The organism is Streptococcus varani, assembly GCF_001375655.1.
In the GTDB taxonomy this organism is placed as follows: Bacteria; Bacillota; Bacilli; order Lactobacillales; family Streptococcaceae; genus Streptococcus; species Streptococcus varani.
In genome coordinates this window covers 17,339-29,134 of sequence record NZ_CTEN01000007.1, presented here as the reverse complement: position 1 = coordinate 29,134, position 11,796 = coordinate 17,339, and the positions used below count along the sequence as shown (strand labels likewise).

The following is an 11,796-nucleotide window of genomic DNA, read 5'->3' as shown; positions in this document are numbered from 1 at the left end:
AAAATGGAAAGAAAAAAGACTTCCATGACAGCATAAAAAGCGTCATAGAAGCCATCAGCGAAAAATCGCGGTTTAAATTCTTTACAGAAATTTAGGGAGTGCCTCATTCCCTTGATAAAATAATTATAGCAATTTTTGTTCTTTTGTCAATTTGATTTTAGAATGAAAAAACCTTCTCTCCGAAGAAAGAAGGTTCAGGGGCATGTTTCCATGAGATGAAAAGGTTCACACAAGTCATCAAGGTCCGCTCCTGCGTTAATGACCTCCCCAGCGTAAATTTGGTCCAAAGACCAAATCGACTCATCGCATAAAATAAGTATAGCACAGCTCTCTCTACTTGTAAAGGATAGACTTTGGGACATCCACTTCTTTGATCCTTTTTTCCATCCAAAGGATATCTCGCCACTGACCAAATTTATAACCAACTTTTTTGAAATGCCCAACCTTCTCATATCCACGCTTCTGATGAAAATGGACAGAAGCTTCGTTAGGAAGAGAGATGCAGGCCATAAAGTTTATAAAATTTCTCTTGGCTAGTTCTTTCTCTAAAGCATCATAGAGCATAGAACCGATTCCTGATTGCCTCAACTTTCCATCCACATAGATAGACAATTCAACCGTCCAATTATAGGCAGCACGTTCATAATAGGCATGTGCATAAGCGTATCCTAGAATCTTCCCGTCTTTTTCAGCTACCAGATAAGGGAATTTTTCTTGAATAGACTGAATACGCTTTTTGAATTCTTCTAAACTTGGCACCTCAGTCTCAAATGTAATCGCTGTTTCCTCTACATAAGGAGCATAAATAGCCAGGAATTGATCAGCATCTTCCACATTGGCTTGACGAATAATCATTTAATCCTCCAATAGTTGCCTGTCATAGATAGTGTAGTCACAGCGATAAATAATTAAACGTTTCCCATCAATCAATAATTCTGATGTTTTTGGTGCATCTGACGAATAAAGAGATACCTTGTCACCTGCGTATGTTGCTAAAGGGGTTCCATTTTGGGAACGAATCAGAACAACCTTAGCCTTCCCTGTAAAATCATTTTTTAGCTTAGAAACCATGCGATTGACCATAGGCAAATCACGGCTCTCTTCTTCAATATCAACAGTCTTTTGATACTTGGCAAAGAGATCTTCTAACCCCTTTTCAGAAGCAATTAAAGAAGATCCAACATGGTCCATTTCATAATTGCCAATCGTCACTTTGAGGACTCCAGAATCAGCCTTAGAATTTCCGTCCGCATCATAGCTATCAAATTCTTGGTTTCGCTCAATCGAAAGTGATTTTCCAGACATTTGATCGATTAGCTGTGAAGATTCATCAAAGGTTCGGACTGTCATATCTAATCCTATCCACTCTTCCTTAGTATTTTTCCACCAGTTTTGGATAGATTGACAACCAGTCATCAGAAAGACAGCCATGGTCACAAGAATCAATAATTTAAACTTTTTTCTTTTCATTTGAAAACTCCTTATTTCTCCATTATAACAAAATTTATGGAAGATAATTAAAAACAAGTCTAAACAGACTTGTCATTTTAGAATAATCCGACCGCATTCCCATCTGCATCGACATCCATATTGAGAGCTGCAGGTGCTTTTGGCAAACCTGGCATGGTCATGACGTCCCCGGTCAATGCTACAATGAAACCAGCACCTAGTTTAGGAACCAATTCGCGAATTGTCATTTCAAAGCCAGTTGGGGCACCTAAGAGACTTGGATCATCTGAGAAACTGTACTGTGTTTTAGCCATACAAATCGGTAACGTATCCCAGCCGTTTTGGATGATTTGTGCCATTTGACTTTTTGCTTTTTTCTCAAATACTACCTTGCTAGCACCATAGATTTCACGCGCAATTACAGAGATTTTTTCTTCGATAGATTGTTGATCTTGATAGAGCCGTTTGTAGTTTGCAGGCTTTTCTTCAATGGTAGCAACCACTGTCTCAGCCAATTCCACGCCTCCTTCTGCACCGTTGGCCCAAACACTAGCCAGTGCGACAGGAACTTGAATGCCTGCACAACATTCTTTCAAGGCAATAATTTCAGAATCCGTATCTGTTACAAATTCATTGATGGCAACGACAACTGGTATACCGTACTTGCGCATGTTTTCAACGTGACGCGCTAGATTGGCAAAACCACTTTGGACTGCTTGAACATTTTCTTGACCTAGAGCATCTTTGGCTACACCACCATTCATCTTCAGTGCGCGAATAGTTGCTACAATAACGATGGCATCCGGACACTTGGGAAGATTTGGCGTTTTGATATCAAGGAATTTTTCTGCACCAAGATCTGCACCGAAACCTGCTTCCGTCACCGTATAATCCGCTAATCGAAGCGCTGTTTTAGTTGCTAAAACCGAGTTACAACCATGGGCGATATTGGCAAATGGACCACCGTGAACGAAGGCAGGTGTTCCGTAAATGGTTTGTACCAGATTTGGCTTGATGGCATCTTTTAAGATAAGAGTCAAGGCCCCTTCCACCTTCAAATCACGGACATAGACAGGGCTTCTAGCATAGCGATAGCCGATGACAATATTGGCTAAACGTTCTTTCAGGTTAGTCAAGTCAGTTGCCAAGCAGAGAATGGCCATGATTTCGGACGCAACTGTGATATCAAAGCCGTCCTCACGTGGAATACCATTTAAAGGACCACCAAGTCCGATGGTAACATGACGAAGAGCACGGTCATTGAGATCAACAACCCGTTTCCAAATGATGCGGCGTGGATCAATCCCCAGTTCATTTCCTTGGTGCAAATGATTGTCAATCAAGGCTGAAAGAGCATTGTGAGCTGTCGTGATGGCATGCATATCCCCGGTGAAATGCAGGTTGATATCCTCCATTGGAAGAACTTGGGCATGACCCCCACCTGCTGCTCCTCCCTTGATCCCCATAACAGGGCCAAGAGATGGTTCACGCAGGGCAATCATGGTTTTCTTGCCAATTTTTGACAAAGCATCTGCCAATCCAATGGTAATAGTTGATTTGCCTTCACCAGCTGGAGTTGGATTAATGGCTGTTACTAAGATTAATTTCCCATTTGGATGATTTTCCAAGGATTGGATTTTTTCAGCTGTTAATTTTGCCTTGTATTTTCCATACAGTTCGATATCATCAAAGTCAATTCCCAAAGGTGCAATAATATCCGTAATCGGTTTTAATGCGACACCCTGTGCTATCTCAATGTCCGTTTTCATAAATCACCTCAAAAATTTCTTATCTTATTGTATCAAAGACAGAAAAAAATTGCACGTTAGTCTCCATACATTCAATAATAGTTCGTGATTTACGAATCCAAATCCTTTAGAAACTCTCATCCAGTGCGTGTACACAGGGTCACAAAAACTTTACGAAAGACTTATTTTCTAGTACAATGTTAGCATGAAAATTTTAATTACATCTGGTGGTACTAGGGAATCAATTGACCAAGTTCGATCCATTACCAACCACTCGACAGGACAATTGGGGAAACAGATAGCTGAACGTTTTTTATCAGCAGGCCATCAAGTAACTCTTGTCACCACCAAATCTTCCGTCAAACCAGCAGAGAAGCCCAATCTTACTATTATTGATATAACAAATGTAGAAAGTTTGAAAGAGGCCTTAGAGCCCTTAGTCAAAAGTCATGACGCCCTCATTCATAGTATGGCAGTTTCTGACTATACGCCCGTTTATATGACGGGTATTGATGAAGTCGCTCAAACTGCTAATATTTACGATTTACTAGCGAAGAAAAACACGGAAAGCAAGATTTCCTCTACAGATGATTACCAGGTCCTCTTTCTCAAGAAAACACCAAAAGTCATTTCACATGTCAAAGAATGGAATCCAGCTATTCAACTGATTGGTTTTAAACTATTGGTGGATGTGACGAAAGAGGAATTGTTCTCCGTGGCCCGTGCCAGCTTGAAAAAAAATCAGGCTGATTATATTCTTGCCAATGACCTACTGGATATCCGCGATGGAAAACACAAGGCATATCTAGTCAGCAAAGATGCTGAAATTCAAGTTGAAACCAAGGCGGACATTGCTCAACTCATTTTAAAAGTGGTAACTCAAGGAAAGGAATCCTAAGATGGCAAAGATTACTTTAGCTGTATCAGGCTCTATCTCAGTATACAAGGCTGCTGATTTGACCAGTCAATTAACCAAATTAGGCCACGATGTCACAGTTCTCATGACCAAGGCCGCAACAGACTTTGTCACTCCCTTGACCTTTCAAACTCTATCCAAAAATCTGGTCCACACAGACCTGATGCTGGAGGAAAATCCTGCTTCCATCAAGCATATTGATCTTGCCAAGGAAACGGACCTCCTCATCATCGCTCCTGCTTCTGCCAATACAATTGCTAAGTTAGCCAACGGTATGGCCGATAATATCTTGACAGCTATTGCCCTTGCCATTCCAGCAGGTGTCCCAAAATTGATTGCACCAGCTATGAATACAAATATGTATCTCAATCTTGCCACTCAGGATAATCTCGAAAAATTAAGCCGCTATGGTTACACTGAAATCAAACCACGTGAGGCTTTGTTAGCCTGCGGGGATTTTGGTACAGGTGCTCTAGCTGAAGTGGAGATTATTCTCAAAAAAGTTAAGGAGATTTTATGAAAAATACTCGCTCTAGCCAAGTTGCAACAGTGGCTATGTTCTTTGCAGCTATGTTGGTCATCCACCTTTTAACCTCTGTCCTCTTCAATATCCTACCATTTCCCATCAAGCCAACTATTGTTCATATTCCAGTTATCATTGCGTCCATCATTTATGGACCAAGAATTGGAGCAATGCTGGGTGGTCTCATGGGGGTTATCAGTATTGTTACAAATACAATTGTACTTTTGCCAACCAGCTATCTTTTCTCTCCTTTCGTAGAAAATGGGAATCTTTATTCTCTAGTGATTGCTATGCTTCCCCGCATCCTAATCGGAGTGACACCCTACTATGTTTACAAAATCATGAACAATAAACCTGGTCTGATTTTGGCAGGTGCTGTCGGTTCTATGACGAACACAGTATTTGTACTTAGTGGAATCTTCTTACTGTTTTCTTCTGTTTATAATGGAGATATCAAACTCATGCTAGCAGGTATTCTTGGCACAAATGCTATTGCAGAAATGATTATTTCAGCAACTTTAACCTTAGCCATTATTCCTGTTATGGAAAAACTAAAAAAATAAATTAAAATCTCACGCCAAGGCGTGATTTTTCTTTATGAAAATGATATAATGAAAACGGTTAATTAAATTTTAGGAGGGATCTGTCAATGACATATCAAGAAAAATACCAAGCCTGGCTAGACTATGCCAAACTCCCTGACTATCTTAGAGAAGACCTAGTCGCTATGGATGAAAAAACAAAAGAAGATGCCTTCTATACTAATTTGGAATTTGGAACAGCAGGTATGCGTGGTTATATCGGTGCTGGTACGAACCGTATTAATGTTTATGTCGTCCGTCAAGCAACAGAGGGACTTGCAAAACTAGTGGAATCAAAAGGTGAAGATGCTAAGAAACGCGGTGTCGCTATTGCTTACGATTCACGCCATTTTTCTCCTGAATTTGCCTTTGAATCAGCTCAAGTATTGGCTGCTCACGGTATCCAATCCTATGTATTTGAAAGCCTACGTCCAACACCGGAATTATCATTTGCTGTCCGTAAGTATCATGCTGTTGCTGGTATCATGATAACTGCCAGCCACAATCCAAAAGAATTCAATGGCTATAAGGTTTATGGTGAAGACGGTGGTCAAATGCCTCCTGGTGATGCGAATGCTCTGACTGATTATATTCGTGCCATCAAGGATCCATTTTCAATTGAATTAGCTGATTTGGAAGAAAGCAAGACTTCTGGTATCATCAAAGTGCTTGGCGAAGAAACAGATGTTCAGTATTTAGAAGAATTAAAAGATATCAACATCAACCCTGAGCTGATTAAAGAATTTGGTTCTGACATGAAGATTGTCTATACACCGCTTCATGGTACTGGGGAAATGTTGACCCGTCGCGCCTTGGCACAAGCTGGTTTCAATTCTGTAGAGATCGTGGAATCTCAAGCAACTGCTGATCCAGACTTCTCCACTGTTGCCTCTCCAAACCCAGAAAGTCAAGCTGCCTTTGCCTTGGCTGAGGAATTAGGACGGCAAGTTGAAGCTGATGTTCTTTTGGCAACTGACCCAGATGCCGACCGTGTCGGTGTTGAGGTTCGTCAAGCAGATGGTAGCTATTGGAACTTATCCGGTAATCAAATTGGTGCCCTTCTTGCCAAATATATCCTTGAAGCCCATAAACAAGCTGGCACTCTTCCAGCCAATGCTGCCCTCTGTAAGTCTATTGTATCAACTGAATTGGTCACTAAGATTGCTGAAAGCTACGGGGCAAGTATGTTTAATGTCTTGACTGGTTTCAAGTTTATTGCTGAAAAGATTCAAGAATTTGAAGATACCAATAACTTTACCTACATGTTTGGCTTTGAAGAAAGTTTCGGTTATCTTATCAAACCATTCGTTCGAGATAAGGATGCTATTCAAGCAGTCCTTCTGGTCGCTGAAATTGCTGCCTACTACCGCTCACGTGGTTTGACTTTGGCGGATGGTATCGATGAAATCTTTAAGGAATATGGCTACTTTGCCGAAAAGACCATCTCTGTCACACTTTCTGGTAAAGATGGTGCTGAACAAATCAAGTCTATCATGACTAAATTCCGTGACAATGCTCCAAAACAGTTCAATGCTACTGACATTTCACTCTTTGAAGACTTTGCCCTTCAAACGGCTACTGATTCAACTGGTAATGTATCCGTACTAACCACCCCACCAAGTGATGTACTCAAGTACACCCTTTCCGATGATTCATGGTTTGCCGTCCGTCCATCTGGAACAGAACCAAAAATCAAGTTCTACATCGCAACTGTTGGAGAAAGCCTCGCTGAAGCAGAAGAGAAAATCGCCAATATTGAAAAAGAAATTAATGAATTTGTTGGTTAAAAAAAATGGTCCGGGTGGACCATTTTTTCATGAGCCCAGAAATAGAAAAGCGATTTATGGTCCGGGTGGACCATTTTTTCATGAGCCCAGAAATAGAAAAGCGATTTATAGTCCTAATACGGTCTAACAACCTGCGCATGGATTTTGTTACAACCACTTACCTTGAAGATAAGGAGTAATAATACTCTTTGGAAATCAAAAACTATACTTTGTTAACGCTCCTTCCTTATCACTAGATATATGTGCGGCTAACTCAGAAATGAATACTTTAAATTTTACACATTCAAAAAGCCACCTGCTGTACTGAGCAGGTGGTTATTTACTATATAAAAGGAAAAGTCCAAGTACCACTGACAACATTGGTTTTTATCAAACCGAACTTTAAAATTCACTACCCTATCTATAAATTAGATACTTATTACGGATATTGTTCTTTTAACTTTAAACTTCACGTTCGTTAAAATTTCAACTACACTTTTATTATCAGCTCTTCCTCTCTCCTTAAGGCTCAACTGAAACTTTAACTTTTCATAAAGAATCGAGTCAGATAAAGGAAGATTTTAGAAATTGGATTAGCCTTATACTTTCCAACTGTTAGGGTAGCTAGGCTAATATGTAACATTAATCAATCTTAACAACATTTACTATCTCTAATTGTGATAGTAGAATCATTAGTGATGATACTGGACTTTTCCTTTGTTAGCAAGTTTTTGTAGGGATAACTTGAAACGAATATAATTATCAAATGTTCTTTCTTTTTCCTCAGAAAGAATGGAATTGCTCATTTGAGAGCTAAGAATTAAATTTACTATAATTACTTACAACAAACATGAGTCAGTTGACTCTACATAACTAAATAAATCTCTCGACTGGTTTAATTACGTTTCTTTTCCTTGATACTCCTTTCCTTGAAAGATCCTCTACAAAAATCATGCTTGAAAATGAGCTATGATTATGAACACTTAAGAGATTTAGTACTATTCCCCTTTACACTTTGAATTATAACACAAATATAAAACGCTTTCAAGAATTTATACTCAATTTTTTTAAAAATTTCAGTTTCCCGCGTTGTAAAATGAAGTGCAACAAAAAAGACATGTTCGTCTGATATACTAGAATTCCCCAACTCAGTATAGAAAGCAGATGAACATGTCCAACACTCATTCTACCAAAAAATCAACCTATTCTCATCTCTCAGCCTCGGAACGTGGCGAAATGGCTGCTTATCTTAAAATGGGAAAGAAACCGGCTGAAATCGCTCGTCTTCTAGGTCGTCACCGGTCGACAATCAGTCGAGAAATCAAACGTGGTTCGGTGGATCAGGTACAGGATAAGAATGGGAAACGTACCTATTTCAGTGCCTATTTCGCTGATAGCGGACAGCGTGTCTATGAATCCAATCGTCAAAAGTGCTCTTATCTCAAGTTGAATGACTGCTCCGCTAAATTCATTGAGCAATTAGGATATGCCTTGAAAGCTAAAATTCGTCTTCATAGCGTAGATAGTTTCGTTCAGACTTATAAAGCAAATCATCCTGAGGAGGTTGTTCCCTCTACCAAAACCATTTATCGCTATATCAAAGAGGGGCTGTTAGTTATAAAACCAATCGATTTACCTAAGATGGTCAGTATCAGGAAACGTTCTAAGCCAGTCATTAAGACGAATAAGAAAACTTTAGGTCAGTCTATCGAAGAACGTCCTGAGTGTATCAATGACCGTTCTGAATTTGGTCATTGGGAGATTGACTTGGTTCTTGGAAAGAAAACCAAAGGTGAAGCTGTTGTTTTGACTTTGGTAGAGCGCCAGACACGCTATGCACTAGGAGTTAAGCTAGAAGACAAACAGTCCCATACCATTAATTGTGCTGTCAAACAACTTACAAGTCAGTATCCTATTGCATCCATTACAGCTGATAATGGTTCTGAATTTAGTTTACTCTCAGACTTGGAAGCTGTTGATGTTTACTTTGCACATCCATATTCTTCACATGAGAGAGGTACAAATGAGAACTTCAATGGTCTCCTCAGAGAATATATCCCTAAAGGAAACTCTTTTAATTCACTAACCTCTGAAGAACTTGACAACTATATCACAGCCATCAATGAGCGCCCGAGACGACTTCTTCAATACCAATCTTCAAAATGAAGTGCAACAAAAAAGACATGTTCGTCTGATATACTAGAATTCCCCAACTCAGTATAGAAAGCAGATGAACATGTCCAACACTCATTCTACCAAAAAATCAACCTATTCTCATCTCTCAGCCTCGGAACGTGGCGAAATGGCTGCTTATCTTAAAATGGGAAAGAAACCGGCTGAAATCGCTCGTCTTCTAGGTCGTCACCGGTCGACAATCAGTCGAGAAATCAAACGTGGTTCGGTGGATCAGGTACAGGATAAGAATGGGAAACCAACCTCTTCCAGTGTCTATTTCGCTGATAGCGGACAGCGTGTCTATGAATCCAATCGTCAAAAGTGCTCTTATCTCAAGTTGAATGACTGCTCCGCTAAATTCATTGAGCAATTAGGATATGCCTTGAAAGCTAAAATTCGTCTTCATAGCGTAGATAGTTTCGTTCAGACTTATAAAGCAAATCATCCTGAGGAGGTTGTTCCCTCTACCAAAACCATTTATCGCTATATCAAAGAGGGGCTGTTAGTTATAAAACCAATCGATTTACCTAAGATGGTCAGTATCAGGAAACGTTCTAAGCCAGTCATTAAGACGAATAAGAAAACTTTAGGTCAGTCTATCGAAGAACGTCCTGAGTGTATCAATGACCGTTCTGAATTTGGTCATTGGGAGATTGACTTGGTTCTTGGAAAGAAAACCAAAGGTGAAGCTGTTGTTTTGACTTTGGTAGAGCGCCAGACACGCTATGCACTAGGAGTTAAGCTAGAAGACAAACAGTCCCATACCATTAATTGTGCTGTCAAACAACTTACAAGTCAGTATCCTATTGCATCCATTACAGCTGATAATGGTTCTGAATTTAGTTTACTCTCAGACTTGGAAGCTGTTGATGTTTACTTTGCACATCCATATTCTTCACATGAGAGAGGTACAAATGAGAACTTCAATGGTCTCCTCAGAGAATATATCCCTAAAGGAAACTCTTTTAATTCACTAACCTCTGAAGAACTTGACAACTATATCACAGCCATCAATGAGCGCCCGAGACGACTTCTTCAATACCAATCTTCAAAATTCCTATTTGGGATAGCCCAAATAGCTTAACCTCTGGATCTCTAGTTATCAATCAACTTGTTGCACTTGACTTGACAACATGCATCAATGAGCGCCCGAGACGACTTCTTCAATACCAATCTTCAAAATTCCTATTTGGGATAGCCCAAATAGCTTAACCTCTGGATCTCTAGTTATCAATCAACTTGTTGCACTTGACTTGACAACATGCGAAAATTTCAGTTTTAAAAAGAGGCTGGGAAAAAACTTAAAATTTAGACTTTCTATTAAAATTTTAATAACCAAAAATGGCTTAGAATTAACGTTTCTGACGACGTTATTCTAAGCCATTTCCCATTTTTTAACCTTCTTGCCCAGCCTCATTTTTAAACTTATTTTAATTTAATATGGTTTGAAAAGCCTCCCACATCTTCTGTTGCGGTTTGGCAAAGGGATAGAGATGAAAATCTTCTGGACAAACCCAAAGGATTTCTTTGTCAGCACAGGGACTGAAATCAGCTTCTTTTACAACTCCTTCAAGTAATTCAATCTGCCATTTACGATGGCTAAAAATATGTTGAACCATTGGGAAAGAGGATTCCTTCCATAAGACTTCAATACCATATTCCTTTTGAAAAAGTTCTTTTTTACTTTCGATAGGTAACTCTTCGGCCACTTCAAAGAGGTTGAGTTCAGATTTAGCAGGTTCACTCCTTTCTATTAAGGGAAAAGACCAAAAACCGGATAAGAGCCCCGCCTTTTGATTTTTTTCAATTAAAAATTGATTTTTTTCATTATGGATGACAAATCCTTGATAGAAAACAGGTAAAGGCTTTTTCTTTGCTGCCTTGATGGGATACTTATCCATGGTGCCATTGCGAAAAGCTGCGCTAAATTCTTTAACAGGACTATCTTCAGGTCTAGGATTAAGAGGTGATTCGATATCTGAACCTAGGTCCATAAGGGCTTGGTTAAAATCTCCTGGTCTTTCAGGGTCAATCAAAACCTCCATCATGGCCTGAAAGATCTTACGATTAGTTGGCAGTCCGATATCATAATCCACTTCAAAGAGACGACTAAGAACCCGCATGACATTGCCATCCACCGCTGGTTGTGCTAGGTGAAAAGCGATACTAGAAATGGCACCAGCAGTATAAGGACCAATCCCTTTCAAACTTAGAATTTCTTCATGTGTACGAGGAAACTGACCATTGAACTCACTGACCATCTGTTGAGCGGCTTTCTGCATATTACGGACGCGGGAATAATATCCCAGTCCCTCCCAGACTTTTAGGATGACGTCCTCTGGTGCTTGAGCCAAATCTTGAATAGTTGGCAAACGGTAGAGAAAACTTTCATAATATGGAATCACTGTATCAACACGAGTTTGCTGCAGCATGATTTCTGAAACCCAGATAGCATATGGATCACTCGTTCTTCTCCAAGGAAGGTCACGTTTGTTAGTATCATACCAATCTAGAAGAGCTTTTCTAAAGGCCACAATTTTTTCTTTCGGCCACATCTCAATACCATATTCTTTTAAATTTAACATGCTTCTAGTATAACAAAAAATAAAAAGAATGGCTGGTTTTCCAGCCAATTCTC

General features: G+C 39.6%; 10 protein-coding genes and 1 riboswitch. Of the genes, 6 read left to right on the top strand and 4 right to left on the bottom strand.

Annotation, left to right across the window (positions count from 1 at the left end; translation table 11 throughout):
• Positions 1–38 precede the first annotated feature (38 nt).
• Positions 39–120: riboswitch (Fluoride riboswitch) on the bottom strand.
• Positions 121–333: 213 nt separating this feature from the next.
• The 3 genes from BN1356_RS11690 to BN1356_RS11680 all read right to left on the bottom strand — a co-directional run bounded on the left by BN1356_RS11690 (position 334) and on the right by BN1356_RS11680 (position 3,218).
• Positions 334–855: a GNAT family N-acetyltransferase gene (locus BN1356_RS11690; RefSeq protein ID WP_093651559.1), complete on the bottom strand. Its 522-nt coding sequence runs from the start codon at positions 853–855 to the stop codon at positions 334–336.
• The gene (locus BN1356_RS11685; protein ID WP_093651558.1) at positions 856–1,470 is read right to left on the bottom strand and encodes a DUF5052 family protein; all 615 of its coding nucleotides are present in this window, start codon (positions 1,468–1,470) and stop codon (positions 856–858) included.
• Positions 1,471–1,547: 77 nt separating this feature from the next.
• Positions 1,548–3,218 carry a formate--tetrahydrofolate ligase gene (locus BN1356_RS11680; protein WP_093651557.1) on the bottom strand — a complete coding sequence of 557 codons (1,671 nt, stop codon included), beginning with the start codon at positions 3,216–3,218 and terminating at the stop codon, positions 1,548–1,550.
• Positions 3,219–3,402: 184 nt separating this feature from the next.
• Between BN1356_RS11680 and BN1356_RS11675 the strand changes: the two genes are divergently transcribed.
• The 6 genes from BN1356_RS11675 (at position 3,403) to BN1356_RS11650 (ending at position 10,242) form a co-directional block, all read left to right on the top strand.
• Positions 3,403–4,095 carry a phosphopantothenate--cysteine ligase gene (locus BN1356_RS11675; RefSeq protein ID WP_093651556.1) on the top strand — a complete coding sequence of 231 codons (693 nt, stop codon included), beginning with the start codon at positions 3,403–3,405 and terminating at the stop codon, positions 4,093–4,095.
• A gap of 1 nt (position 4,096) precedes the next feature.
• The gene (gene coaC, locus BN1356_RS11670) at positions 4,097–4,633 is read left to right on the top strand and encodes a phosphopantothenoylcysteine decarboxylase (RefSeq protein WP_093651555.1); all 537 of its coding nucleotides are present in this window, start codon (positions 4,097–4,099) and stop codon (positions 4,631–4,633) included.
• Positions 4,630–5,199, top strand: coding sequence for an ECF transporter S component (locus tag BN1356_RS11665; RefSeq protein ID WP_093651554.1), 570 nt, complete (start codon positions 4,630–4,632; stop codon positions 5,197–5,199). The genes coaC and BN1356_RS11665 overlap by 4 nt, the downstream gene beginning before the upstream one ends.
• Positions 5,200–5,285: 86 nt before the next feature.
• Positions 5,286–7,004, top strand: coding sequence for a phospho-sugar mutase (locus tag BN1356_RS11660; RefSeq protein ID WP_093651553.1), 1,719 nt, complete (start codon positions 5,286–5,288; stop codon positions 7,002–7,004).
• 1,149 nt (positions 7,005–8,153) lie between these two features.
• A complete protein-coding gene (locus BN1356_RS11655) occupies positions 8,154–9,149 on the top strand; it encodes an IS30 family transposase (protein ID WP_176694283.1) in 996 nt (331 codons plus the stop codon).
• Between the two features lie 70 nt (positions 9,150–9,219).
• Complete coding sequence (locus BN1356_RS11650) at positions 9,220–10,242, top strand: IS30 family transposase (RefSeq protein ID WP_141651847.1); 1,023 nt, start codon at positions 9,220–9,222, stop codon at positions 10,240–10,242.
• A 346-nt stretch (positions 10,243–10,588) separates the two neighbouring features.
• Here the strand turns inward: BN1356_RS11650 and mutY are convergent, their stop codons facing one another.
• Positions 10,589–11,743 (bottom strand): A/G-specific adenine glycosylase, encoded by a 1,155-nt coding sequence (gene mutY, locus BN1356_RS11645; protein WP_176694282.1) that lies wholly within the window; start codon positions 11,741–11,743, stop codon positions 10,589–10,591.
• Between the last annotated feature and the right edge of the window lie 53 nt (positions 11,744–11,796).